This window comes from uncultured Eudoraea sp. (genome assembly GCF_947258925.1).
GTDB lineage: Bacteria > Bacteroidota > Bacteroidia > Flavobacteriales > Flavobacteriaceae > Eudoraea.
Window position 1 is genome coordinate 34669 of record NZ_CAMYKG010000020.1, and the last position, 24999, is coordinate 59667.

General features: G+C 36.4%; 26 protein-coding genes and 1 pseudogene. 19 read left to right on the forward strand and 8 right to left on the reverse strand.

Going from position 1 to position 24999, the window contains the following annotated elements; all coding sequences use genetic code 11:
- The 3 genes and pseudogenes from Q0X77_RS08845 to Q0X77_RS08855 all read left to right on the forward strand — a co-directional run.
- Positions 1-246: pseudogene (locus tag Q0X77_RS08845) on the forward strand (pantetheine-phosphate adenylyltransferase); the annotation flags it as partial.
- Between the two features lie 189 nt (positions 247-435).
- Positions 436-3090, forward strand: a complete 2655-nt coding sequence (locus Q0X77_RS08850; RefSeq protein WP_297796102.1) for a PAS domain S-box protein — start codon at positions 436-438, stop codon at positions 3088-3090.
- Positions 3077-3481: a response regulator gene (locus tag Q0X77_RS08855; protein WP_297796105.1), complete on the forward strand. Its 405-nt coding sequence runs from the start codon at positions 3077-3079 to the stop codon at positions 3479-3481. The genes Q0X77_RS08850 and Q0X77_RS08855 overlap by 14 nt, the downstream gene beginning before the upstream one ends.
- 31 nt (positions 3482-3512) lie before the next feature.
- On the opposite strand, the gene Q0X77_RS08860 is transcribed toward Q0X77_RS08855, so the two are convergent.
- Positions 3513-4100 carry an NUDIX domain-containing protein gene (locus tag Q0X77_RS08860; protein ID WP_297796107.1) on the reverse strand — a complete coding sequence of 196 codons (588 nt, stop codon included), beginning with the start codon at positions 4098-4100 and terminating at the stop codon, positions 3513-3515.
- A 7-nt stretch (positions 4101-4107) separates the two neighbouring features.
- On the opposite strand from Q0X77_RS08860, the gene pyrE reads away from it, so the two are divergent.
- Positions 4108-4749: an orotate phosphoribosyltransferase gene (pyrE, locus tag Q0X77_RS08865; RefSeq protein ID WP_297796109.1), complete on the forward strand. Its 642-nt coding sequence runs from the start codon at positions 4108-4110 to the stop codon at positions 4747-4749.
- 4 nt (positions 4750-4753) lie between these two features.
- Positions 4754-5146, forward strand: coding sequence for an SRPBCC family protein (locus tag Q0X77_RS08870; protein ID WP_297796110.1), 393 nt, complete (start codon positions 4754-4756; stop codon positions 5144-5146).
- Positions 5147-5191: 45 nt separating this feature from the next.
- Here Q0X77_RS08870 and Q0X77_RS08875 read toward each other — a convergent pair whose 3' ends face one another.
- Entirely contained in the window at positions 5192-5923 is a 732-nt protein-coding gene (locus tag Q0X77_RS08875; RefSeq protein ID WP_297796112.1) for a biotin--[acetyl-CoA-carboxylase] ligase, read from the reverse strand.
- Positions 5924-6017: 94 nt separating this feature from the next.
- On the opposite strand from Q0X77_RS08875, the gene rsfS reads away from it, so the two are divergent.
- From rsfS to Q0X77_RS08905, 6 genes are read left to right on the forward strand one after another with little or no spacing between them, the layout of a single operon-like run.
- Positions 6018-6395: a ribosome silencing factor gene (gene rsfS / locus Q0X77_RS08880; RefSeq protein WP_297796113.1), complete on the forward strand. Its 378-nt coding sequence runs from the start codon at positions 6018-6020 to the stop codon at positions 6393-6395.
- 8 nt (positions 6396-6403) lie between these two features.
- Entirely contained in the window at positions 6404-8395 is a 1992-nt protein-coding gene (gene ftsH, locus Q0X77_RS08885) for an ATP-dependent zinc metalloprotease FtsH (protein WP_297796115.1), read from the forward strand.
- Between the two features lie 56 nt (positions 8396-8451).
- A complete protein-coding gene (locus Q0X77_RS08890) occupies positions 8452-9063 on the forward strand; it encodes an LUD domain-containing protein (protein WP_297796118.1) in 612 nt (203 codons plus the stop codon).
- A 1-nt stretch (position 9064) separates the two neighbouring features.
- Positions 9065-9868, forward strand: a complete 804-nt coding sequence (locus Q0X77_RS08895) for a phosphatidate cytidylyltransferase (protein ID WP_297796121.1) — start codon at positions 9065-9067, stop codon at positions 9866-9868.
- Entirely contained in the window at positions 9858-10526 is a 669-nt protein-coding gene (locus Q0X77_RS08900) for a phosphatidylserine decarboxylase family protein (RefSeq protein ID WP_297796124.1), read from the forward strand. Before Q0X77_RS08895 ends, Q0X77_RS08900 begins: the two co-directional genes overlap by 11 nt.
- Positions 10516-10782, forward strand: a complete 267-nt coding sequence (locus Q0X77_RS08905) for an acyl-CoA-binding protein (RefSeq protein WP_297796127.1) — start codon at positions 10516-10518, stop codon at positions 10780-10782. Before Q0X77_RS08900 ends, Q0X77_RS08905 begins: the two co-directional genes overlap by 11 nt.
- Positions 10783-10788: 6 nt before the next feature.
- Here Q0X77_RS08905 and Q0X77_RS08910 read toward each other — a convergent pair whose 3' ends face one another.
- The 5 genes from Q0X77_RS08910 to Q0X77_RS08930 all read right to left on the reverse strand — a co-directional run bounded on the left by Q0X77_RS08910 (position 10789) and on the right by Q0X77_RS08930 (position 17066).
- A complete protein-coding gene (locus tag Q0X77_RS08910; protein WP_297796129.1) occupies positions 10789-11556 on the reverse strand; it encodes a creatininase family protein in 768 nt (255 codons plus the stop codon).
- 5 nt (positions 11557-11561) lie between these two features.
- Positions 11562-12830 (reverse strand): sterol desaturase family protein, encoded by a 1269-nt coding sequence (locus Q0X77_RS08915; protein WP_297796132.1) that lies wholly within the window; start codon positions 12828-12830, stop codon positions 11562-11564.
- Between the two features lie 165 nt (positions 12831-12995).
- On the reverse strand, positions 12996-13589 hold the full coding sequence (locus tag Q0X77_RS08920; protein ID WP_297796135.1) for a hypothetical protein: 594 nt from the start codon (positions 13587-13589) through the stop codon (positions 12996-12998).
- Positions 13590-13692: 103 nt separating this feature from the next.
- Positions 13693-14352 (reverse strand): hypothetical protein, encoded by a 660-nt coding sequence (locus tag Q0X77_RS08925; protein ID WP_297796137.1) that lies wholly within the window; start codon positions 14350-14352, stop codon positions 13693-13695.
- An 83-nt stretch (positions 14353-14435) separates the two neighbouring features.
- Complete coding sequence (locus Q0X77_RS08930) at positions 14436-17066, reverse strand: valine--tRNA ligase (protein WP_297796140.1); 2631 nt, start codon at positions 17064-17066, stop codon at positions 14436-14438.
- A 201-nt stretch (positions 17067-17267) separates the two neighbouring features.
- Between Q0X77_RS08930 and Q0X77_RS08935 the strand changes: the two genes are divergently transcribed.
- Positions 17268-17654, forward strand: coding sequence for a DUF1573 domain-containing protein (locus Q0X77_RS08935; protein ID WP_297796143.1), 387 nt, complete (start codon positions 17268-17270; stop codon positions 17652-17654).
- A gap of 51 nt (positions 17655-17705) precedes the next feature.
- On the opposite strand, the gene Q0X77_RS08940 is transcribed toward Q0X77_RS08935, so the two are convergent.
- Positions 17706-19016: an aspartyl protease family protein gene (locus Q0X77_RS08940; RefSeq protein ID WP_297796146.1), complete on the reverse strand. Its 1311-nt coding sequence runs from the start codon at positions 19014-19016 to the stop codon at positions 17706-17708.
- Between the two features lie 176 nt (positions 19017-19192).
- On the opposite strand from Q0X77_RS08940, the gene Q0X77_RS08945 reads away from it, so the two are divergent.
- The 7 genes from Q0X77_RS08945 to lipA all read left to right on the forward strand — a co-directional run bounded on the left by Q0X77_RS08945 (position 19193) and on the right by lipA (position 24792).
- Positions 19193-20386, forward strand: a complete 1194-nt coding sequence (locus tag Q0X77_RS08945; RefSeq protein ID WP_297796149.1) for a pyridoxal phosphate-dependent aminotransferase — start codon at positions 19193-19195, stop codon at positions 20384-20386.
- Positions 20383-21399, forward strand: a complete 1017-nt coding sequence (gene murB / locus Q0X77_RS08950; protein ID WP_297796152.1) for a UDP-N-acetylmuramate dehydrogenase — start codon at positions 20383-20385, stop codon at positions 21397-21399. Before Q0X77_RS08945 ends, murB begins: the two co-directional genes overlap by 4 nt.
- Before the next feature lie 214 nt (positions 21400-21613).
- Positions 21614-22180, forward strand: a complete 567-nt coding sequence (locus Q0X77_RS08955; RefSeq protein WP_297796155.1) for an RNA polymerase sigma factor — start codon at positions 21614-21616, stop codon at positions 22178-22180.
- Complete coding sequence (locus Q0X77_RS08960; RefSeq protein ID WP_297796158.1) at positions 22177-22935, forward strand: anti-sigma factor; 759 nt, start codon at positions 22177-22179, stop codon at positions 22933-22935. The genes Q0X77_RS08955 and Q0X77_RS08960 overlap by 4 nt, the downstream gene beginning before the upstream one ends.
- Positions 22936-23010: 75 nt before the next feature.
- Positions 23011-23220: a membrane or secreted protein gene (locus Q0X77_RS08965; protein ID WP_297796161.1), complete on the forward strand. Its 210-nt coding sequence runs from the start codon at positions 23011-23013 to the stop codon at positions 23218-23220.
- A gap of 36 nt (positions 23221-23256) precedes the next feature.
- Positions 23257-23823, forward strand: a complete 567-nt coding sequence (locus Q0X77_RS08970) for an RNA polymerase sigma factor (protein WP_297796164.1) — start codon at positions 23257-23259, stop codon at positions 23821-23823.
- Between the two features lie 93 nt (positions 23824-23916).
- Entirely contained in the window at positions 23917-24792 is an 876-nt protein-coding gene (lipA, locus tag Q0X77_RS08975; RefSeq protein ID WP_297796167.1) for a lipoyl synthase, read from the forward strand.
- Positions 24793-24999: the final 207 nt, after the last annotated feature.

Sequence of the window (24999 nt, forward strand, 5' to 3'; positions counted from 1 at the left end):
CTGACCATAGATTTTTGCAAGAAGGTAAATGCCGGATATATTCTTCGTGGCCTTCGTAACCCGGCAGATTTTGAGTTTGAAAAGGCAATCGCTCATACAAATAGAAAACTGTCAGAAATTGAAACAGTATTCCTGCTAACCGCTTCAGGTAAATCCTTTATAAATTCTTCAATAGTCAGGGATGTAATCAGAAATGGAGGCGATTTTAGTGTTTTAGTACCCCATACAGTCAAAATATCTCAATAACCTGCTATAAGCCCTTTTAACATGGTCGAAAGCAGGGGTTTTCCTAAATATTTCATTAAAAAAATATTATAAAAAACATTTAATTTAGTAGGAATTTACTTTCATTTTGAGTTATTTTATCATGTACTCCATGTAAAATTGTAGTCACACAACGAGTTTGGACCAGTTCACAACAATCATTGACTATTGATGAAAAATCAGTTTACTTTAGTAGGAAATTACGGTAGCATGTTGAGTGAAACCCAAACTTTTTATAATAATTATCTTATAAAACAGTTACCAGTATCAACGGTATTTGTAGATAAAAAATTCAAAATAATCCACGCTTCCGATAAGTGGATTTCCGACTTCAATTTTGACTATAAAACTGTTGTTGGAACTTCTTTATTAACACTTTTTGATAATATAAGTAAGTCCTGGAAAAAAGATCTCAATGAGGTGTGTAAAGGTATGGCTATGCGTAAAGGCGTGGAAAACTTTTATGACGGTGAAAAAAAAGAAAAATGGTTTGAGTGGGTTAACGTGCCCTGGTATGATGAGAAAGAAAATATTATTGGGGTAATCATCCATACAAGGGATATTTCAGATACCATTTTTGATGATATAAAATTGGAAAAGCTTGAGACTTTACTCAAAGACAAGTCTGAGATATCACAAATAGGAAGCTGGGAGTATGACGCCGTACAGGATAAACTGAACTGGTGTAAAATTACCAAAAGCATTCATGAAGTGGCTGAAGATTTTGTGCCCGAAATTGAGAGTGCTATTAATTTTTACAAGGAAGGATATAGTAGGAATACCATTGCTATGGCAGTTGATAAAGCCATGACCAAAGGAATAGCATGGAGTGAAACTTTCCAGATAATTACAGCAAAAGGAAAGGAAATTTCGGTTTTGGCAGCAGGGAAACCTGTCTTTAAAGATGATAAATATTTGGGCCTTATAGGTACATTCAAAGATATTACTCATGAATTATTAACCAAGGCAAGAAACGAGGAACAGGAACGCATATTCAGCAGTATATTTAATTCTTCCTATCAGTTTACGGGTATTTTGGATACAGAGGGTACTTTTCTCGAGGTCAATGATACCGCTTTACAATTCTCAGACCTTAAAGCAGAAGATATCATTAATAAGAAATTCTGGGATGCCTATTGGTGGCCTATTCCGGATATGGTTAAAGACGGGCTGAAACAGGTTGTTTCTGCAGCCGCCCAAGGCGAGTTTATGCGTAGTGAGATAGTTGTTCTTGACAAAAACAAACAACCTATTCCTGTAGATTTCAGTTTAAAACCTATTTATAACGAAGATAATAAGGTTGTATCCTTGTTGGCGGAGGGTCGTATGATCAAAGAAATGGTGGAAGCCAGACAAAAGCTTAAAATTAGTGAACAAAAATTTAGATCATTATATGAATTATCTCCAATTGCCTATATCCTCAGTGATTATGAGACCGGAGAAATTCTGGATTTTAACAGTTCCTTTGAGAAAGCCACGGCTTATACTAAAGAAGATCTGAGTCATTTGAAATATTCTGATATTGCTCCTGATTCATCCAAGCATAAATTGATCAACTTCATGCAGGAAGTCGATTCCAAAGGCACTTATGGTCCTTTTGAGCACCAATTTGTCAGAAAAGATGGAACAAGCTACCCCATACTTATTAGTGGATCCCTGGTGGGAAATAAAAAAGGAAGAAAACTACTTTGGTCAACTGCACAGGACATCTCAGAGGCAAGAAAAAAAGAAAATCAAATACGAGAAGAGCAGAAACTATTAAAAACATTAATAGATAACTTACCTCTAAATGTGTATATCAAGGATTTGGAATCAAGAAAAGTCCTGGTAAACAAAGCAGAATTAGCATACTGCGGATTTACAGATGATTCTGAGGTAATAGGTAAAAATGATGTAAATTTCTACGATGATGAGTCTGCTAGAATTTCCCGTGAAGAAGACCTCAGCGTGATAAACACGCTAAAACCTATTCTGGGTAGGGAAACAATTAGTGTTAAAAAGGATGGGACCTTAACCACCTTTATGACTTCCAAAATTCCACTCATAGGCCCTGATGGCAAAGCCAATGGTCTGATTGGGATAAGTTTGGATATCTCTGATCTTAAGAAGAAGGAGCAGGAGCTTCGAGATCTTATAAATGTAACTTCCATTCAAAACAAACAATTAATCAATTTTGCACACATTGTATCACATAATCTAAGGTCTCATACAGCTAATTTCTCGATGCTTCTTGAGTTTCTGGTTGATGAAAAAGACACCAATGAGCGAGAAAATATTATAAAAATGCTCACAGAAGCCTCCGATAACCTATTGGAAACTTTAGATAATCTAAACGAAGTAGTGGCGATTAGTACAAATATCAATTTGGAGAAGAAGCCTGTTAAAATAAATGATAAAATTGCAGCAGCGGAGCAAAATTTAGCCGCATTCCTTCAGAAAAATAATGCGGTAATAATTAACGAAATACCTGATGAGACCTATATCCAGGTAATTCCAGCATATATTGACAGTATAATCATGAACTTTATTACCAATGCTGTAAAATACAGGGACCCAAAACGGGATCCGGTTATTAAATTAACGGTTTCGAAAAATGAGAAATACACAATTTTGAGTATAACCGACAATGGTCTAGGTATTGACATGAATAAAAATGGTGAAAAATTGTTTGGGATGTACAAGACATTCCATGATAATTCAGATGCCAGAGGAATAGGTCTGTATATAACAAAAAATCAGGTTGAGGCCATGAATGGCAAGATAATGGCTTGCAGTGAAGTGGGAAAAGGAACTACATTTAACATATATTTTAATGACAAAACTTAGATTAATTGCCATAATAGATGATGATCCAATTACTGTTTTTGGAATTAAAAGGATGCTTAGCGCCTTAAATGTAAGTGAGGAAATAAGTAGTTATGTAAACGGAAAAGAAGCCATTGATGATTTTAAAAATATTTTAAAACGAAACAAAGAGATCCCGGAGGTCATTTTTCTGGATATAAACATGCCCATCATGGATGGATGGCAATTTCTGGAAGAATTCATAGCAATACCAATTAAACTTAAAATAAGAATCAACATTTTAACTTCCTCCATAGATCCTGCGGATAGGGAAAACTGGAAATATTATAAATCCAGGACTCACCATATCATAGACTATAAAAACAAACCAATTAAAAGAAAGGAAATTGAGGAGATTACCAAAGCAGCTTAAAACATTTTGATACGCCTTTAAGCTTATAAAATCAGTCTGCAAACAGTGATTTAATATTTGTGTACGAATTATTCAGGGCTTTATGAATTTTTTTTGGCCCTTTCCACTTAACTTTTTCTATCCCCTCTTTTTTCTGACCTTTCAACTTGCCCTTATACGAGGTTTTCATTGCAAACCAGTGGACTTCCTTAAGCTTATAAGTACCATTTCTTTTAAAAATGTGGTATGTAGTCCTGAGAAAGTTTTCAATTTTTAAGCCCTTAACAGCTGTTTCTTCCTCTACTTCCCGAAGAGCACACTCTTCTATGGACTCCCCCTTTTCTAATTTTCCTTTGGGTAAGTCCCATTTATCATTCCTGTAAATAAAAAGTACTTGCCCCTTTTTGTTTGTGACCACTCCACCCCCGGCAATTTCCAAAGGAATTTTTTTGGTAAACTTTTTTAATATTTCCTCGTGGTTTGGGTGATAAATAAAGGCCCTTTTCATCTTTTTCTTGGCCAATGCATCAATGGCAGTATTAATAGCCTCACCATTTAACATAAAGTATTCACCTTCCGCGGCATCAGAGAGTTTGTTTGTTAAAATCAAAGGGGCATCTTTAACAAAAACTTTATACATTTGCGAAATGGTTTTAGACAAGTACACAGCAGAAAAAACGGCCGAGCTTCTTCTGCAAATTAATGCAATAAAGTTGAAACCAGAAAATCCTTTTACATGGGCCTCTGGATGGAAATCTCCAATTTATTGCGATAACCGGATTATTTTATCCTATCCCGAGATCAGAAATTATGTAAGAGAACAAATTGCTAAGCAACTTGTTGACTTATATGGAAAACCAGATGTGATTGCCGGCGTTGCAACCGGTGCGATTGGTATTGGAATCCTCGTTGCCGATTATCTTGGTTTACCGTTTATTTATGTAAGGCCAGAAGCCAAAGCACATGGCCGACAAAATAAAATTGAAGGGCAGCTGTCAGAGAATCAAACCGTTGTTGTTATTGAAGATCTAATAAGCACAGGAAAAAGTAGCCTGAATGCCGTTGAAGCTTTAAAAATTAGTGGGGCTGTTGTAAAAGGTATGCTGGCAATTTTTACATACGGCTTTAATGTATCTGAAGAGAGTTTTAAACAAAAGGATATAGAACTTCATACCTTAAGTAATTATGATTATTTAATTGAACAAGCTTCAAGGACAAATTACATCAAAGAAGGGCAATTAAAAACTTTAAGAGAATGGAAGGATCATCCTTCAAAATGGAACATATAATAAAATGGAAATAGAAACTCAACACAAAACCGTATCAAAGAAAATTGAAGATGTTTATGAATTTGTCACGGATCTTAAAAATTTTGAACAATTAATGCCAGACAGCATTGATAAATTTGAAGTCCTTGACTCAGACACCTTCCTTTTTGCTCTTAGTGGGATGCCACAAATTGTTTTAAAAAGAAAGCATCAGCAACCAATGGATAAGCTGGTTTTGGGGGCAGCAAGTGATAAATTACCTTTTACGCTTACTGTTGATTTGAATGCCAAAAACGATGACGAAACTGGCGTCATTTTGCGTTTTGAAGGAGAATTTAATTCCATGATGGCTATGATGATAAAAACGCCCATAACTAATTTCATGAATGCCTTATCGGATAATTTGAGTAAAATATAACCGCAAAATCCTTGTAAGTTTTTATCTGATTTTTTAAGGTTGGTATTAGTGTAATAGTTCTAATTCCTTAAAACCAAATTCCTTGAAGATAGCATCTTCAAATTCCACCACTAATTTGCCTTCTTCAGTTATCCCCCGTATATAGCCTGTAACTAATTTAGAATTGCTGTCTCGAAAGGTGGAAGGTTTGTCCTTTCTAAATAAAAAAGATTCATACTGCTCACGAATCCCATGAACTTTCCCGGGCGTAAATTCTTCAAAAAGTACTTTTAGATTATCTAGTATTGCAGTGAGAACTTCATCAAGATCAATAGTCCTACCTGTAATCCTTTTTAATGAGGATGCCTTATTTAACTTCCCGAAATCCATTTGATTGACATTTAATCCAATCCCTATTATTGAGGACTTAATAAGATCATTCTTTAGATTATTCTCAATAAGAATACCACATATTTTGTTATTACCTGACATAATGTCGTTTGGCCACTTAACATATAAATTTGGAATAAATAGTTTTTTAAGTGTTTTGTAAACGGCTAAGGAAGCTATTATGTTCAGAGCAAATTGTTCCTGAATCCGAAAATTTTCAAAATACCTCAACACGCTGAATGTCAAATTTTTACCGGCTTCTGACTCCCATTGAGCACCTCTTTGACCGCGACCGCTCAATTGATTATTAGCAGTGACTACAGTAAAATCCTGAACCTTTTCAGTAGCCATTAGTTTTTTCAGGTAGGCATTTGTAGAATCCGTGGCATCAAGTTTGACTCTTTGCATATAGGCTATCTCGTTTTTGATCTACAATGTTATGTTAAAAACAATAGCTAAGAAAACAAAAAAACAATAACTTTGTAGAAATTAAAAATATTGAATGCAAGAAAGGAAAGCTAGTGCAGATGAGTTAATTACCTTAATCTTAGATGGAATAGAAGAAGTAAAAGGACTCGAAATAAATGTACTTGACCTAAGGGAAATAGAGAATACTGTTTGTGACTACTTCATAATTTGTAATGGTACTTCTAATACTCATGTTAATGCGATAGTAAACTCAATCCAAAAAACAGTAAGCAAGGCATCAAAAGATAAACCCTGGCATATAGAAGGTTCAGAAAATGCTGAATGGGTACTGTTAGACTATGTAAATGTTGTAGTTCATGTATTTCAAAAACATATACGAGAATTCTATGATGTAGAGGGACTTTGGGGAGATGCCAAAGTCACAATGGTCGAGAGCAGCTTTAATCAATAAAAAAGAAAATGGCAAAAGATAATAATACCCCGCAAAAAAAACCACGTTTTAGTTCATGGTGGATATATGGTTTGATAGCAATTTTTTTGATTGCTTTCCAATTCTTTGGCAGCGATAATCTTACATCCACAAAGAAAACAACAACTTCAGAACTACAGGAATATCTGAGAAATGGAGATATTACTAAAATAGTAATTATCACTAACACCAATCAGGCAAAAGTTTTCCTTTCCGATGAAGCTCTGGCAAAAGATGTACACAAAGATGTTTCCGAGAAGCCCTTATTTCCGTCAACTGCCTCTATTCCCCAGTATGTATTAGATTACGGAGATTTGCAAATTTTCCAAAATGAGATAACCGAAATAAAAAAGGAAAGCAATCTGGACACCATAGTAGAATTTGATAAGGAATCAAACGTGTTTATGGAATTATTGCTGTCTATATTACCTTTCGTGCTAATTATTGGAATATGGATTTATCTTATGCGCAGAATGTCTGGCGGTGCAGGGGGTGGTGCAGGTGGTCAGATCTTTAATATCGGGAAATCGAAAGCAAAATTATTTGATGAAAAGACGGATACAAGGACTTCGTTCCAGGATGTCGCAGGCTTAGAAGGAGCAAAAGAAGAAGTAGAAGAAATCGTGGAATTCCTAAAACATCCCGATAAATATACCTCTCTCGGTGGTAAAATACCTAAAGGGGCTCTTTTGGTTGGACCTCCCGGTACAGGTAAAACATTACTGGCCAAAGCAGTCGCCGGTGAAGCAAAAGTTCCTTTCTTCTCATTATCCGGATCAGATTTTGTTGAAATGTTTGTTGGTGTAGGAGCGTCAAGGGTAAGGGACCTGTTTAAGCAGGCTAAGGACAAATCTCCCGCGATTATTTTTATTGATGAAATTGATGCCATTGGTAGAGCCAGGGGGAAAAATAACTTTACAGGATCTAATGACGAACGTGAGAATACGTTGAATCAGTTATTAACAGAAATGGATGGTTTTGGTACTAATACAAATGTAATAGTACTGGCCGCTACCAACCGGGCGGATGTTTTAGACAAAGCTTTGATGCGTGCCGGCAGGTTCGACAGGCAAATTTATGTGGATCTACCGGATATACGTGAAAGAAAAGAGATATTTGAAGTACACCTCCGACCAATAAAAACCTCGGAGACTCTGGATCTTGATTTCCTTGCCAGACAAACACCCGGGTTTTCTGGAGCTGATATAGCCAATGTATGTAATGAAGCTGCGTTAATTGCAGCACGAAAAGAAAAAAAGGCCGTAAATAAACAGGACTTCCTGGATGCCGTTGACCGTATTGTAGGTGGACTTGAGAAAAAGAACAAAATTATAACTCCTGAAGAGAAAAAGACTATTGCCTACCATGAGGCCGGGCATGCCACTGTAAGTTGGATGCTGGAACATGCTGCTCCATTGGTAAAAGTAACCATTGTACCTAGAGGACAATCTCTGGGTTCAGCATGGTATTTGCCTGAGGAACGCCTTATTGTTCGCCCGGAACAGATGAAGGACGAAATGTGTGCTACCTTAGGGGGAAGGGCCGCCGAAAGAGTTATTTTTAATAAAATTTCTACAGGAGCTCTAAGTGATTTAGAGAAAGTAACCAAACAGGCTCGTGCCATGGTTACCATCTACGGCCTAAATGACGAAATTGGTAATCTTACATACTATGACTCCTCAGGTCAAAATGAATTCGGGTTTAATAAACCATATAGTGAAGATACAGCACAGGTAATTGACCAGGAGATCTCTAAATTAATAGAAGAGCAATATAATAGGGCGATAGAAGTGCTGGAATTAAATAAAGATAAACTTACGGAATTGGCTGAGCGCTTATTGGAAAAAGAAGTTATCTTTAAGGAGGATTTAGAAAAAATCTTTGGCAAAAGACCTTTTGAAAAAGTATTTGATCAAAAAGGTCAGGAAATAGTCAATACTGAAACCCTGGCAACCGAAGATTCTGCTGAGGAAAATAAATAATAATACTAAGCGTTGTTTTTAATAAATAGAGCATTATTTGAAGGCTAAATATATCGATGGGTCTATTTGACAAGCTATTTGGTGGTGGTAAGAAGAAAGTTTCCAAAGAAACTGTGGAAACGAGGGGGATGCACATGCCCGACTTAAATATTCCGGTCGATGAGAAGTTCACTATTCATTTTAAAAAAAATGGTGGCAAATTCATCTATTGCGATTCCTTTGACGAAGTTTCTGAAGCATTGAAAAACATAATAGAGGAAAACCACTGGGAAGAAATTCCATTCTTTGTGATGAATCCGCGTTTAGAAGAAAAATTTTCCAAAGACAATTTGAAGTTTACGGAAAAGGCTAAAGACAGTGAAGTTTTCTTTACTACTTGTGAACATCTGGTTGCCCAAAATGGATCTATTTTGGTTTGCTCAAATCAACTTAAAGAAAAGAAGCTTAGTGAATTACCCGAAAACGTTATTGTTTTTGCAACAACCAGTCAGTTGGTTGAGAGTATTGGAGAGGGATTGAAAATAATCAAGAAGAAATATAAAGGAGGTATCCCGGCAAATATTACAACAATAAAGCATTTTCAAGGTACTAAGGAAAATGCAAATGATTTTCTAACCTACGGAAGCAGCACAAAACATTTGTACTTATTACTTATGGAAGACCTTTAGTATGAAAGAACTTCTTAGGCGATTATTGACAGGTGCTGTTTATGTAATTCTTCTCTTATCTGCTGTTTTTCTTAGTTCAGACGCGTTTGACTTCCTTTTCATGGTATTTGGTCTGGCCTGTTTGTATGAATACAAAAGACTTGTAGGCTATAGAGGATATTACATTTTTATCGCTTATTTAGCGCTGTGGTGGGCATATATCTATCTTATTGATGATAAAATATTGATTAATGTCCTAATGTTCATAACAATCATCGTCAACTTTAGTCTGCTCTATTACTTATTTTCCAACAAGAAAAAAATCTATTATAATTATGAAAAGTTTATTGTTGGTCTTTTCTATGTTGGTGGCGGATGCATTTTTTTAACTATGATCCCATATAAGGATAATGAATTTGCTAAATACCTAATAATGGGTATTTTTATCTTAATTTGGGTAAATGATTCTTTCGCCTATCTAGTCGGTAAAACAATAGGACGTACAAAACTGTACCCGGCCGTTTCACCAAAAAAAACAATTGAAGGCTCCCTTGGTGGTTTGTTCGCAACTTTGGTAGCGGCTTACATTATGGCAAAATATGATGATATCGTAAACCCTGTTCAATGGGTTATTCTTGCTGGTGTAATTGTAATTACCGGTAGTTTGGGAGACCTTATTGAATCTAAACTTAAAAGACAGGCAGGGGTAAAAGACAGTGGGGCAATTTTACCAGGTCATGGAGGTATGTTGGATCGTTTAGATAGTTTAATTTTTGCAGCCCCATTTGCTTATTTAACTCTAATGTTGTTTTCATATGTTTCATAGAGAAGGACAGAAAATTATATTAACGACTTTCTTTAGTGTTGGTATTGCCATTGTTTTGTCTCAGTATTATATATCTGAACCCTGGTTAAGGTACTTGATTCAGATTTTAGCATTGATCATTTTTATTTTAATTCTTCAATTTTTTAGAAACCCTAAAAGAGTTGTAGATAAAAACTTTAATGATATCCTGGCCCCGGTGGATGGAAAGGTAGTTGCCATTGAAGAAGTAGAGGAAAAAGAATATTTTAAGGATAAACGTATACAAGTCTCAATATTCATGTCCCCTTTCAATGTTCATATTACAAGGTATCCATCGAGTGGTGTAATTACGTATTCCAAGTATCACCCCGGTAAATATCTCGTTGCCTGGCATCCAAAATCCAGTGAAGATAACGAACGCACAACTGTTGTAATTCATACACCAAAATTTGGTGATATTCTCTACAGACAAATAGCGGGTGCCATGGCCAGACGCATTATTAATTATGCTGAAATTGGAGAAAATGTACAACAGGGTGACGATTCGGGCTTTATTAAATTTGGATCAAGAGTGGATCTGTTATTACCTTTAAACAGTGCAATTACAGTAAAATTAAACCAAAAAGTTGTCGGTGCTAAAACATGCATTGCCACAACTCCACACAGGGATGAAGAATAATAAACTGCGTAGTGATTTCTTAGAGGCGGTTGAATTGGTTAATGATTATACCAAACCCCTGCCCGCAGACTTATTATTAAAATTATATGCTTATTATAAAATTGCGAATAAGAATTATAACAACCCGGGCAGTAAGACCCCATTAATTAATGCCTTTAAGGCCAATGCCTTAATTCAGGCCAAGAACATTAGCCGGGAGGAAGCTATGGAATTGTATATAAGGCTTGTGAAAAAGGAAATTATTAACAAACAATAACTCCTTTTATTCATATAGATCCTTGCTATCTGCTTTACATAAATCATAAATCAGATCTCCTATTTTTAAAGTCATATCCTTAAAGAATAGTTCTCCTTTCTCTTTGGTGGCATATTCGGGATTGCCTATACCTGTATCCCTGCTAACCTCTGACCATTTTCGTTCTGCCCATAACCATCCTTCATTAAAAGCCTTAATCCTGTATTTCTTGGATTCACCAGATCCCCATTGATCTTTGGACAACACCAATTCAGGCCGGAGGTATAACATAAGACTAGTTTCCATTTCTTCGGCATGGTCACCTTCATTTTCAAAATAATCTTTTCTGTTCATAGACTGAAACCAATTAGAGAAACAAATGAACATTTCCGGATACTTCAATCCCAATTCTCTGACAATCGCCTTAAAATTATTTCCACCATGGCTATTGAAGATAAGAAGTTTGTGAATCCCCTGTCGGTCAAGGGTTTCAATAACATCACCTAAGATGGCCAGTTGTGTAGTTGGATTAAGGTTAATATCCAAATAAATATCAGATTGCCCTGTATTAACCCCAAATGGGATTGTTGGCAGTACTATAGGTTTAGCTCCCTTTTCCCAGGCAATTTTGGCAGCTGCAGCCGAAATATAATCGGCTTCGTAAATATCAGTTGCATAGGGTAAATGATAATTATGTGCTTCTGTTGCTCCCCATGGTAAAATAGCCAATTCAAAATTGGCATCTTTTATAGCTGCCCAGTTCGACTCTGCAAGTATGTAAGGTCTTATTCCCATAGTGCTTATATAAGTGCTTTGGATGTCGAAGATTTTCCCTCTAAATAGGTAAAATATAAACTCCCGAAGATGGTAATTGCAAAATAAAAGGCAACAAAATAAGCACCTCCGGTAATAAACTCATTAATCCCAAACCAATCTCCTGTAATATATATAAAAACAAGTCCTAATATACCACGACACATTTCTATCCAAATTGCATTCTTGTTTCTATCCATAAGCGAAGTATAGCCATATATTCCCATAAATACAAAGGCCCCGAACAGAAGCAACCCATTAAATCCAATTTCTGTATAGTTGTAAAACATAAAAAGCAATAACAATAAGGTAGTCAGCATTTGAAAAATGGAGTACCCCTTAAAAGCTAAAGAAGCTTTTGTCTCGTATCGCTGAAAATGATATACATCCTGAATAACGGATATGGGGTATTTTTCCAGAACATCGGAAGGTCTCCAACCTGTGGGCATAAACCAAATTCTTAGCTTATCCCAGTAATTCCTGGTGTGCCAGGCATCTTTTATTAAACGCCATATATGCTGAAAATTTATAATTAATGGATTCCAGGTCCGGGCTGGTTTTAACACCCCATATTGGGGAGGAACTTCTGGCAATTCTTCCTGAAAGGTACCAAACCACCGGTCCCAAATACATAAAACCTGCCCAAGGTTTTTATCAATATACTCTGGATTTATAGCATGGTGTACTCTATGTTGGGACGGAGTTACAATGATGTATTCTAACCATCCCATTTTACCAATATGTTGTGTATGATACCAAAACTGAGCAAAAAGATGGATCGGCGCCAAAATTGCAATAACCTCTGTAGGTACACCCAGAATGGCCGCAGGAATTAGAAAAAGTGGAAAATAGCCTAATAGGTTGGAAACTGATTGACGCAATGCACATGCTAAGTTAAATTCTTCACTGCTATGATGTATAACATGCTGATTCCAAAAGAAATTAATATGATGACTGAGTCGGTGATTCCAATAACCTGCAAAATCGATAAAAATAAATGCGACCACCCATACAAGCCAGTTAGTCTTGATTTCCGTTATGGCAAAATGTTCCAACAAAAAAGGATAACTTACGATAATAATACCCAAACCTAAAGAATCCTTTAAAATATTAGTAAGACCGGAACTAATACTACTTACGGTATCCAAAACCTTGTGCTTTTGATTTTTAGCGAAGTACCCGTAGAGTATTTCTATGCCCAATAATAAAATAAAAAATGGGATTGCATAAAGTAATGCCGTTGCGTAAGATTCCATTTAAAACATGCTTGACTCAAAGATAAAAAAATTCATTTATTGCTGTGCTGTTAACTTTGTCCCCTTTCCTGAATACATGGATTTGAGGTTATAAACAAACAGGAAAGAGTAATTATTTATGATGTAATAAAAGATCAATTAATGATTTCCAAACTTGCACACTAACTAATTGAATGGCCCAACCATAATATGAGCCCTGTGAGTTCCCGGATCCATAAGCCACGGCATTCCAGGTGCATGTGGCTTCGCGGGAAGGCCTGTAGATTCTGTGGTAGCAAAAGGCGTATAAATAACATAACGAAACTTACCATCCTTTAAATTCCCTGTTGTTTTATCGTAGTTCTCATCAGAACCATAGAATATATACATCATGCTCGGTTCTTCAGGCATCTTTAGTTTACCCGTAGCTACTTCCTTACCCCGAATCTCCCTTTTCTCTTTAAAGTCTTTTCCTTGAGCAGAAAGTTCTCTTCCCCTTGCCATAAATGGTTCAAGTTTCTTTGAATAGCAACTAACACTTATTCCTTCCTTAAAAGGATTATCACATAAGCATACCAGATTATTTGCCCCTTTGCGCAAAACAACTAATTCGCCTTTTTTGTTATAACCATATACCATGGCATCCGCCTTATCTTCCTCAGGTGCAGGTAAAACTGCCGTTTTAATTTGAATTTCCTCAGGTAAAATTTTCGAAGAATCTACCTGGGCCAGGGAAAAAGCTGAAATAAATACAAAACAGCCTAAAAATGAAGTCTTCATAAGTTTCTATTTTCTACTAAAGATAAACATCGAAACGTATATGTTCAAATAAAATGCTTTGAGTCCGGCAGAAGCGAAACGCTCTTTTCGGAAGAACTGACCATTAATTACATTCAAGGGCGTAGATGTCTGTATCATCCTTAGTCCATTGCCCGGGAATATTGGCGAACTGCTCAGCATTCACTTTAATACAATCCAAAGGATTGTTCTCTATTGAAAATGTATTTAACTGGATGACTGTAGGGATATTGGAAATATCAATAGCTTGCAGCTCGTTATTGGCTAAACTTAATTGTTGTAACGCCAGGTTATCAGAAATATCCAATTGGGCCAGGCTATTATTCTCAACCTGAATCCTTTCTAACATACTCAGATTGGATACATTAACGGTAGTTAACATATTATTAGCCGCAATCATAAATTTTAAATTGGAATTTTTAGAAACATCAAGGCTAGAGAGCATATTATCATCAATCCATAGCCCTACCAAGGAAGTGAAATCTTCTATTCCTGTTAAATCTGTTATTCCTTTATTTTCAATTATCAGGTCAGCGATATTTTCGATCGAACTTGTAAGTACGGAACCATCTTCAACATCATCTACATTAAGCTCTATCAATGCCCGCTCAAAAAATACATCAGGTATGACGGTCCTACTTTCAATTATAGGGATATCATCCTGCGGAATATTGTCATCATCCGAGGAACAGCCTATTGATAACAGTAATAAAATCAGTGGTAATGCACAATAAATCTTTCTCATAATTTCTTTTAATTGCCTATTTCACTTCTCCTACAAAATAGCCATAGTCAACTTAATGTAGTCTTAAAAATATACTAAACTTATTACTCCAAATTACTCAAACTTTTTTCCAGCGTCAGGATCTTCGCCTCGGCATCCAGGGCTTTCTTTTTTTCCATTGCAACTACCTTCTCAGGAGCATTGTTCACAAACCTTTCATTGTCTAATTTCTTTTGAACCGATTTTAAGAATCCCCTTGTATAGGAAAGTTCCTCCCGGATTTTTTTTATTTCGCCCTCAATATCCAGTGTGCCCTCAACAGGAATAAAATACTCATTGCTACGAACTCTGAATGAAAGCGCACCATCTAGTGCTTTTTGTACCGGGATGACTTGTTCAACATTTGCCAGTTTTTTTATAATTACATCCCAATCTTCCTTAAAACCTTCCTTGTTAAGAACAGAAAGTGACAAGGTATCCTTAAATGGAATATTCTTCTCTTTACGAATATTGCGTATTCCGGTAACTACCTCAGCGGTAAATTCAAAGGCCTTAATCTGTTCATTATCAAAATCTTCTATTTCGGGCCATGTGGCAATCACCAGAGCTTCTGATGGTTTCCGGTCAGATATACGTTGCCAGATTTCCTCGGAAAGGAAGGGCATAAAAGGATGGAGCAATTTTAAGTTATTTTCAAATAAAGCTATGATAGCGTTATAGCTTTTCTGGTCTATAGGCTGTTGATATGCGGGCTTCACAATTTCCAGCAACCAGGAACAAAAATCATCCCACACCAATTTGTATATCGCCATAAGGGCGTCTGAAATGCGATATTTATTAAAATGATCCTCAATCTCAGCAAGAACCTGGTTAAATCTGGCCGTATACCATTCAAGTCCCTTTTGCGAAGATTTCGGTTGCGGTATTTCAGCAACTTCCCATCCTTTAACAAGCCGAAAAGCATTCCAAATTTTATTGGCAAAGTTTTTTCCCTGCTGGCAAAGTGTTTCGTCAAATAAAAGGTCATTTCCTGCAGCAGAACTAAGTAACAAACCAACCCGTACTGCATCAGCTCCGTATTTTGAAATTAATTCAAGAGCATCGGGAGAATTTCCCAGAGATTTTGACATTTTACGCCTTTGTTTATCCCGAACCAGGCCTGTTAAATAAACATTGTCAAATGGCCTTTCACCTCTAAATTCGTAGCCGGCAATAATCATCCTCGCAACCCAAAAAAATAAAATATCAGGCCCTGTTATCAAATCACTGGTGGGGTAATAGTAATTAACCTCTTTATTATCAGGTTCCAGTATTCCGCCAAAAACACTTATCGGCCAGAGCCACGAAGAAAACCAGGTATCAAGAACATCCTCATCTTGTTTTAGATCTTCCGATTTCAGATCACTTTTACCGGATTTATCTCTAGCCTTGACAAGAGCTTCCTCCCTTGTTTCTGCCACAACAAAATCATTCTCTCCATCACCAAAATAATAGGCGGGTATGCGCTGGCCCCACCAAAGTTGTCTGGAAATATTCCAATCCCGAATATTTTCCATCCAGTGGCGGTATGTATTATCAAATTTTCTTGGAAAAAGGTTCACCTCCCTTGTTTCAAGCACGGCACTCAAGGCAGGCTTTGCCAAATTCTCCATTTTTAGAAACCATTGATCAGAGAGTCGTGGTTCAATAACGGCCTTTGTTCGTTCCGAAGTACCTACTTTATTTACATAGGGTTCTACCTTGGTCAAAAACTCTTTCTCCTTTAATTCCTTTACAATGGCCTTTCGCGCGTCAAAACGGTCCATGCCCTCATAGTGCATCCCAAAGGAATTCAGGGTTGCGTTGTCATTAAATATATCAATAGTTTCAAGTCCGTGTTTCTCTCCCAGAAGTTTGTCATTCTCATCATGTGCAGGTGTTACTTTAAGACAACCCGTTCCAAATTCCATTGAAACATATTCATCTTCGATTATTGGAATTACCCTATTGCAAATTGGAACCACGGCTTTTTTACCCCTTAAATTGTGGTAACGCTCATCGCTCGGGTTAATGCATATAGCCGTATCTCCCAAAATTGTTTCGGGTCTCGTGGTTGCTATGATAACTTTCTCATCTGAGCCTTCTATGGAATACGCCAAATAGTACAATTCACCATTTCGTTCTTCATAAATAACCTCCTCATCAGATAGGGTTGTTTTCGCTAACGGATCCCAGTTTACCATACGGTATCCTCTGTATATCAGGCCTTTATCAAATAATTCAATAAAAACTTTAATAACGGATGCCGACATGTCCTCATCCATAGTAAATTTGGTTCGATCCCAGTCACAGGAGCAGCCCAACTTTTTAAGCTGTTCCAGGATTACCCCCCCATATTCATGTGTCCATTCCCAGGCATGATTAAGGAATTCATCTCTGGTAATATCTTTTTTGTCTATTCCCTGTTCTTTAAGTTTGGCTACCACCTTAGCCTCTGTGGCTATAGAGGCATGATCCGTTCCCGGCACCCAACATGCATTCAAGCCAAGCAGGCGCGCCCTCCTGATTAGTACATCCTGGATTGTATTGTTCAACATATGTCCCATATGAAGTATCCCGGTAACATTTGGCGGTGGTATTACAATAGTATAGGGTTTTCGATTATCAGGTGAAGAATGGAAATAATTATGCTTCATCCAGTAGTTATACCAATGGTCTTCTACTATCTGAGGCTCATATTTTGATGGGATATCCATATTTTCGGTACAGTTTTTGTTAATTCAACCCCAGTATTAAAAAATGACTATCTCCTAAAATGTTAAACTTGGGATAATCACTTTAATTTTTCCGGATTGGAAATACGAAACAAAAATAAGTAACGTTAGAACATAACAAAAGAATTTTGGATGTTGATGCCAAAACATTTACATTTGAGATTCACCCAAAAGCAAAAAGTAATGAAAAAAATAGTATTAGTATTATTTGTAGGCCTACTTGCATTAAGTGTACAAGCCCAGGAAAAGGCTGCCAAAATTGAGTTTAAGACTGAAACTGTTGATTATGGTGTTATAGAAAAAGGCAGCGATGGTGTTAGGGTATTTGAATTCACAAATACAGGAACAGCACCATTAATCATAAGTAAAGTAAGCTCTAGTTGTGGCTGTACAATCCCTAAAAAACCGGAAGAGGCAATTTTACCGGGTAAAACAGGAGAAATTCAGGTTAAATATGACACTAAGAGAGTTGGTCCTATAAGAAAAGCTATTACAGTGATATCTAACGCTGATACACCTACTAAGGTATTAAAAATTAAAGGCGAGGTTAAAGCTGTTGAAGGAAAATAGAAAGTCCTTTTAAATATTAACAAAAAACCGGAATATAAATTCCGGTTTTTTTTATTCAAAGGCTTTTTTAAGCACAAATGAAAACAGTAGATCCGTATTATATCTTTCGATAAGTACTCTTATTCGTTTCCCTTCCTTTTCATTCAGCATTTTCATTACTTCCTGAAGTTTAATGCTATGAATACGTTTACCGTTTACGGCCAAAATAATATCTCCTTCCTTTAATCCGGCTTCCTGGGCAGGACTACCGGCTCTTATTCCTGATACAATTATCTCAGGCACCAAACTAAGCCGTGTTCTGTTTTGCATAAGAATCTGAACATCACCAAACTTCCTCTCACTATTCATAACAACACCTCTTCTATCTGCAATCCTATCCGCAATGTAACGTACACCATTATGTTGTAATTGTAAACCACACATATTATACTGGAATGGTTTTGCAAAATTTCCATTCTTTTTTAAGGTAATTTCTTTTGCGGGATAGTTAAAAATGATATTAAAACGTTTAAGAATACCCCCTCCTACACTACCATTTCTTCCCGCCAAAATTGTGGCATTACTAAATGTGTTCATGTCGGGAAAAGCCGCCTTGGCATCCTTTACTGAAAATTCACCAATCTTAATGCTGTTTACCTTAGTACGTTTACCAAAGATCTTTCCATTTAAACCTTTGCCTAAAAAATCCTCATAGTTTTGCAAAGGGATATCAAGGCCTTTGTCTTCATCCTCAAAAAGCCAAACCGCATCACTGCTCCCTGTATCAACTAATAGTTTCACGGAAACCTCATCAACTTCATTAAAACCTACATTTCCATCAATATATGCCTTGTTCCTTCTTATATATAAGGGCAACTTTTGAGACTTAGAATTCTCTTTCTCTACATAAAATTCAGGATCATGAAACTTTATATATTGGGAACTATAGTTTACTTCCACTACAAAATCACGAAAAAGATCATAGCCAATAATCCCGTGAATAGGTATCCCCAGACTTGGAGAGAAATTCATTTCTTTATCCAGGACTACATAAAGTAACTGATTTATATTCCTGACTTCCTTAAGTTTAAAAAAGTTTCCTTTTGAGCTTAACGCCTGAATTGGATCTCCATCACCCAAGCCCCTGATGGTAATCTCAGATACGTTTTTTAATTGAATGGAATCCTGATCCGAAACATTAAAAAGAATTGGTTTACTGACCCCGGAGTCAAGAATAAAAGACAATTTTGCACCATTGACTTCTATTGGGATAATGATAAGGTTATTTATTAACTGAAATTTAACCTTTTCAAATTTCTTGCCTTTGGACAATTCAAATCCTTGTGAAAAACCAAAGAATGGTATACACAGAATTAAGATCAAAAGAAATTTGAATTTTGTATGCAACTTGTTAATAATTAGATGAATGTATCTTAAAGATATTAAATAATAAGCGAACAATGTAATACTTTAACATTCTCTTAGATGAACGGATAATATTAAGCTTTATGTTGTTTTGTCCATTATGATTTCCCATTTTTGCTAAAATTTAGAATTTTATGCCTACCATCTCAAGGAAGGGTCAGTTAATGCCCGAGTCACCAATCCGAAAATTGGTTCCCTACGCGGAGAATGCCAAATTGCGAGGTGTAGATGTTATACATCTAAACATTGGACAACCAGATATAAAAACACCCAAGCAGGCTTTGGATGCCGTCAAAAACAATACTATTGAGGTTTTAGCCTATAGCATGACCGAAGGATCCGAAACTTACCGGAAAAAAATTAGCAGCTATTATAAAAATCTAAAAATAAATGTCTCCCATCATAACATTTTAGTAACCACGGGAGGATCCGAAGCCCTTTCTTTTACCATGGGTACTATAGCCGATGCCCAGGATGAAATAATAATCCCTGAACCATTTTATGCCAATTACAATGGTTTTGCAACAGCCATGGGGCTCAAAGTGATTCCGGTCCTATCGAGAATTGAAGACAATTTTTCATTGCCCCCTATAGCGGAATTTGAAAAGCTTATTTCTAAAAAGACCAGGGCCATTTTAATCTGTAATCCCGGAAATCCTACAGGATATTTATATACTAAAGAGGAAATACATAAACTGGCCCAATTAGTAAAAAAATATAATCTTTTTCTGGTAGCAGATGAAGTATATCGGGAGTTTACCTATGATGGGAAAGAACATTATTCTATACTACGGGAAGATGGTCTGGAAGAACATGCTATCGTAGTAGATTCCGTTTCAAAGCGTTACAGTATGTGCGGAGCACGAATTGGCTGTCTTGTTTCAAAAAACAAGGAGGTTATGAAAACAGCCCTTAAATTTGCTCAGGCCAGACTTTCTCCCCCTACCTATGCTCAAATTGCCAGTGAGGCGGCTTTAGACACTCCCCAGGAGTATTTTGAAGAGGTTATTGAGGAATATGTAGAAAGACGCAATCTGTTGATAGAAGAATTGAACAAGATAGAAGGTGTAATTGTGGCCAAACCGCATGGCGCATTCTATTGTATAGCTCAATTACCTATTGCAAACGCCGATCATTTTGCACAATGGTTACTGGAGGATTATGAATTAGAAGGCGAAACTGTGATGGTTGCACCTGCCGCAGGATTCTATGCCACGGATGGAATGGGTGAAAATCAGATACGTATCGCATACGTTCTTAAAAAAGAGCGGCTAATTAAAGCAGTGCAAATCTTAAAGGAAGCACTTAAAACTTATCTGGCTTTGTGAAAATACAGCAAAATATATCTTTAAAGACCTATAACACATTTGGCATTGAGGCTATTGCCAGTCATTTTGCTGAAATTACTACCATTAAGGATCTTCAGGAAATACTTGAGAAAGAAGGTTATCCTAATATTTTTGTGCTTAGCGGAGGAAGTAATATCTTAATTACCAATAATTTAAATGCGCTTGTAGTATATATAAATATCAAAGGAATTACCATACTTTCGGAAGATGAGAATAGCGTTGTTCTTAAAGTTATGGCCGGGGAAAACTGGCATGAATTTGTCATGTGGTCCATAAGTCACGATTATGGCGGCCTGGAAAATCTATCGTTGATTCCAGGTAATGTTGGGACCTCACCAATACAAAACATAGGCGCATATGGAGTGGAACTCAAGGATTATTTTGATAGCTGTGAGGCCATAGAAATAGCTACAAGACAACTGGTAAAGTTCTCTAAGTCTGAATGCCAGTTTGGCTACAGAGACTCAATTTTTAAAAATGACGGTAAGGGAAAATATATTATTACTTCGGTAAATTTCAAATTGACCAAATCTCCTCATAAACTAAATACTTCTTATGGGGCAATAGAATCTGAACTGAGGGAAAAAGGGATTGGTAATCCTACGATTAAAGATGTTTCTAATGCGGTAATGGCCATTCGGCGGAGGAAATTACCTGATCCTGATGAGTTGGGTAATAGTGGCAGTTTCTTTAAAAACCCTGTAATTACAGAAACAAAGTTCTTGACCTTTATAAAGGATAATCCGGAAGCCCCATTTTACAGAATTTCAAAAACAAGCTATAAAATACCTGCTGGATGGCTTATAGAAGAATGCGGTTTCAAAGCTAAAAGATTTGGAGATGCCGGAGTTCATAAAAATCAGGCATTGGTTTTAGTAAATTATGGTACCGCCAGTGGGCAGGATATACTTCAGTTATCTAACAAAATTCGAGAGGCTGTTTTAAAGCGATTTGGAATTAAGATAACTCCGGAAGTAAATATTGTCAGCTAAGAAAAAAATAACCCCCGTAAAAAAATCACAGGGGCTATACCAAACCAAACTAACCAAAATTAAATGTGCAATAACCAGTTGCACATTTATCTAATTAAAATTGAGAAAACGCTTTCTTAACAATCAATTTTATAATTTAGCGTTTACACTATATACGGGTGAAAATAATATTTTGGATGCTTCATTTACTATTTATTTGATCCCTTAGCCTAATATGAGCACACTACTTGAAAAACACATTGTTGAATTGTTGCAAGAACGCAATGATAAAGCTATTTCCTTGCTTTATGAACATTACGGAGATACGCTTTATGGGGTTGCCTTTAAAGTAGTAAGGGATTCGGAATTAGCCCAGGATGTTTTACAGGAGAGTTTTGTTAAGATCTGGAAAAAATCTGACTCCTATGACTCCTCAAAGGCAAAATTATTCACATGGCTATTCAGAATTACCAGAAATACGGCTATTGACAAGTTGCGTAGTGTAAACACCAAATCTGACAAGGAAATCCAAATTGATGTTTCAGACGTATATAATCTAGGTATAGACAGTATCAGACCCGAGTTCCTGGACGTTAAAGAGAACATGGAAAAGATAGAGCCGAAATATCATGTAGTGTTAGATGCCTTGTTTTTTCAGGGAATGACACAGCAAGAAGCCAGTGACGAATTGAATATTCCTCTGGGCACTATCAAATCCAGGTTAAAAATTGGACTTAGAGAACTCAAAAAGATTTACGGAAATACCATGATACTTTTGCCCCTAATAATGTTAATATCATGAAAGAAAAAATACGAATATTCTTAGATACAGATTTACTTGAAAAGTATCTTCTTGGGACTACCTCACCTGAAGAATCAAATCAGGTGGAGCGTTATATTGCAATGTATCCCGAAGTTAGAAAAACTTATAATGAGCTGCAGGCCAACCTGGAAACATATGCTAATTTATATGCCCTTAAAACCCCGGAAGGTCTTAAAACTAAAATTTTAAATAGAATCAAGGCTCAAAATACCGGCAGAAGGAAATTTCAAAGATACGCTGTTGCTGCAAGTATAGCGGCCATGTTATTTGCCGGATCGTCTTATTTCTTTTGGAATCAAAATCAAAATTTACAGGATGAAAATATCATTGTAAATAATAAGATAAGAAATCTGGAAGAAGATATGAAAGAGCAACTGGAAGATGTTAGAAACCAGTTTATTGTTCTGAATAATCCACAGACCAAAAAATATCAGGTAAATGGCAATAAAAAAGCCAAAGAGCTAAAGGCCGTTGCTTATATAAATCCTGTAAAAAAATTATCCTATATTAATGTAAGGAATTTACCCAATTTACCTGATAACCAGTGTTATCAAATGTGGGCTGAAGTTAATGGTGAAATGGTAAATCTGGGTGTTATAAAGAACGTAGTTGATAAAGATCGGCTTAGACCCCTACCCTACGCGGAAAATGCAGTGGGCTACATAACAATTGAGCCTCAGGGAGGTAATGACACGCCAACGGTTCAAAATATTGTTGCTAATATTTCATACTAGGAAATATATACTTCATCTGTTATATAAGCCCCATTTAGGGGCTTAATTTTTTGTATCTTTGTTCAAATTTTTTTTATGAAATTGATTTTACTCAGTATTGGACTTCTTGCGCTTGCATTCGCGGGGATCGCAATTAAAATTTGGTCTAAAAAAGATGGCAAATTCGCCGGTACCTGCGCCAGTCAAAATCCTTATTTGAATAATAGCGGGGAAGCCTGCGGATATTGTGGTAAACTGCCTAACGAACAGGATTGTAAAAAAGAAGCTACCGCAGAATTGCCCTGATTCTTTACTTACCTTTGGAATTATAAAATTACGAGATTGAATAAAACGGACGATAAACTCCAAAACACCATCGAACTGGCTAAAGCAGGCAATCAGATGGCTTATAGCAGTTTACTGGATACCTTCTGGAATGATGTATATGGTTTCCAATTAATAAGGACCAAAAATGAAAATGATGCTGAGGATATCACAATACAAACATTTTCCAGAGCATTCGACAAATTAGATTCATATGACGCAGCCTATGAATTTAAAACCTGGCTTATTACCATTTCAAAAAATTTGCACGTAGACCTTTTAAGAAAAAGAAAAAGAAATGTTCTTGATGGTACTGATAGCAGGAATAACGAAGCCATTAAAAAGGTCCTTGATGATGCTCCAACGGCTGAAGATCAATTAATTACAGATCAGAATCTAGCGAATCTTCTTGAAAACATTAAACAATTGAAACCACATTATCAAAAAGTAATTAATCTTAGATATTTTAATGAGTTGTCTTATCTTGAAATTGCCAAAGAATTAGGAGAACCAGTGAATAATGTTAAAGTGAAATTGCTGCGGGCTAAAAAATTGTTAGCAGAGATTATACAAAACAGCAGGTAGATTTATAAACTATCGGATAACATCCGGAAATTGATCCCTTCATCATTTGTATAAGTTTTTCTATTTGGTCGTATATTTGTTGAAAAATTTTCTATGAGTGTTGAAACTGTCTCCGGTGTGCGACCCCCTAAAGGGAAACCTAAATGGTTAAGGGTTAAATTACCCACCGGAAAGAAATATACCCAACTTAGAAATCTGGTTGATAAATACGATTTGCATACCATCTGTACCTCGGGAAGTTGTCCGAACATGGGTGAATGCTGGGGAGAGGGTACTGCTACTTTTATGATTTTAGGTAATATCTGTACCAGATCATGCGGATTCTGTGGTGTAAAAACCGGGAGGCCGGAAAATGTGGATTGGGAAGAACCGGAAAAAGTTGCACGTTCCATTAAAATAATGGGAATAAAGCATGCCGTAATTACTTCTGTAGACAGGGATGATCTTAAGGATATGGGATCCATTATTTGGTCAGAAACTGTAAAAGCCATTAGAAGAATGAATCCACAAACAACTTTGGAAACGCTTATACCTGACTTTCAAGGTCTTGGAATTCATTTGGATCGCATTATTGATGTTGCCCCCGAAGTAGTTTCTCATAACATGGAAACTGTAAAGCGACTTACAAGGGAGGTAAGGATACAGGCGAAATATGAAAGAAGCCTCGGCGTACTTCGCTACCTCAAAGAAAATGGAGCCAAACGAACTAAATCAGGAATTATGCTTGGTCTTGGAGAGCTCGAATCTGAAGTAATTGAAACCATGGAAGATCTCAGAAAGGCTAAAGTAGATGTGATAACCATTGGACAGTACCTGCAGCCCTCTAAAAGACACCTGCCAGTGAAAGAGTTTATTCTACCTGAACAATTTGCCAAATACGAGGAATTGGGCCTAAATATGGGATTCAGGCATGTGGAAAGTGGGGCCCTCGTAAGGTCTTCGTATAAAGCCCACAAACATATTCATTAAAGTTTTGATTGACTTCCGTATGAAAAATATAGAAACCTGGAAATGAAGTATCAGGTTTTAGTCTAATAGTAAACGAACAGGAAAGTGATTATTAAGTCATTTTGTATCCTAAAAAGCGTCATTATTAGCGAAATAAATGATATTTTTAAAATATTTTACTAAAAATGAAATAAAATCAGTTCTTTTTATAGGAAAGAACTTATAGTT

Excerpts from the sequence above, each read along its gene's own strand:
- Q0X77_RS08945 (WP_297796149.1), top strand. The coding sequence starts at position 19,193 with ATGCCTACCATCTCAAGGAAGGGTCAGTTAATGCCCGAGTCACCAATC.
- Q0X77_RS08850 (WP_297796102.1), top strand. The coding sequence starts at position 436 with ATGAAAAATCAGTTTACTTTAGTAGGAAATTACGGTAGCATGTTGAGT.
- Q0X77_RS08920 (WP_297796135.1), bottom strand. The coding sequence starts at position 13,589 with ATGAAGACTTCATTTTTAGGCTGTTTTGTATTTATTTCAGCTTTTTCC.
- Q0X77_RS08905 (WP_297796127.1), top strand. The coding sequence starts at position 10,516 with ATGAAGAATAATAAACTGCGTAGTGATTTCTTAGAGGCGGTTGAATTG.
- Q0X77_RS08930 (WP_297796140.1), bottom strand. The coding sequence starts at position 17,066 with ATGGATATCCCATCAAAATATGAGCCTCAGATAGTAGAAGACCATTGG.
- rsfS (WP_297796113.1), top strand. The coding sequence starts at position 6,018 with ATGCAAGAAAGGAAAGCTAGTGCAGATGAGTTAATTACCTTAATCTTA.
- Q0X77_RS08890 (WP_297796118.1), top strand. The coding sequence starts at position 8,452 with ATGGGTCTATTTGACAAGCTATTTGGTGGTGGTAAGAAGAAAGTTTCC.
- Q0X77_RS08925 (WP_297796137.1), bottom strand. The coding sequence starts at position 14,352 with ATGAGAAAGATTTATTGTGCATTACCACTGATTTTATTACTGTTATCA.
- Q0X77_RS08955 (WP_297796155.1), top strand. The coding sequence starts at position 21,614 with ATGAGCACACTACTTGAAAAACACATTGTTGAATTGTTGCAAGAACGC.
- lipA (WP_297796167.1), top strand. The coding sequence starts at position 23,917 with ATGAGTGTTGAAACTGTCTCCGGTGTGCGACCCCCTAAAGGGAAACCT.
- Q0X77_RS08855 (WP_297796105.1), top strand. The coding sequence starts at position 3,077 with ATGACAAAACTTAGATTAATTGCCATAATAGATGATGATCCAATTACT.
- Q0X77_RS08870 (WP_297796110.1), top strand. The coding sequence starts at position 4,754 with ATGGAAATAGAAACTCAACACAAAACCGTATCAAAGAAAATTGAAGAT.
- Q0X77_RS08900 (WP_297796124.1), top strand. The coding sequence starts at position 9,858 with ATGTTTCATAGAGAAGGACAGAAAATTATATTAACGACTTTCTTTAGT.
- pyrE (WP_297796109.1), top strand. The coding sequence starts at position 4,108 with ATGGTTTTAGACAAGTACACAGCAGAAAAAACGGCCGAGCTTCTTCTG.
- Q0X77_RS08915 (WP_297796132.1), bottom strand. The coding sequence starts at position 12,830 with ATGGAATCTTACGCAACGGCATTACTTTATGCAATCCCATTTTTTATT.
- Q0X77_RS08935 (WP_297796143.1), top strand. The coding sequence starts at position 17,268 with ATGAAAAAAATAGTATTAGTATTATTTGTAGGCCTACTTGCATTAAGT.
- Q0X77_RS08960 (WP_297796158.1), top strand. The coding sequence starts at position 22,177 with ATGAAAGAAAAAATACGAATATTCTTAGATACAGATTTACTTGAAAAG.
- Q0X77_RS08875 (WP_297796112.1), bottom strand. The coding sequence starts at position 5,923 with ATGCAAAGAGTCAAACTTGATGCCACGGATTCTACAAATGCCTACCTG.
- Q0X77_RS08860 (WP_297796107.1), bottom strand. The coding sequence starts at position 4,100 with ATGTATAAAGTTTTTGTTAAAGATGCCCCTTTGATTTTAACAAACAAA.
- ftsH (WP_297796115.1), top strand. The coding sequence starts at position 6,404 with ATGGCAAAAGATAATAATACCCCGCAAAAAAAACCACGTTTTAGTTCA.
- Q0X77_RS08910 (WP_297796129.1), bottom strand. The coding sequence starts at position 11,556 with ATGGGAATAAGACCTTACATACTTGCAGAGTCGAACTGGGCAGCTATA.
- Q0X77_RS08965 (WP_297796161.1), top strand. The coding sequence starts at position 23,011 with ATGAAATTGATTTTACTCAGTATTGGACTTCTTGCGCTTGCATTCGCG.
- Q0X77_RS08895 (WP_297796121.1), top strand. The coding sequence starts at position 9,065 with ATGAAAGAACTTCTTAGGCGATTATTGACAGGTGCTGTTTATGTAATT.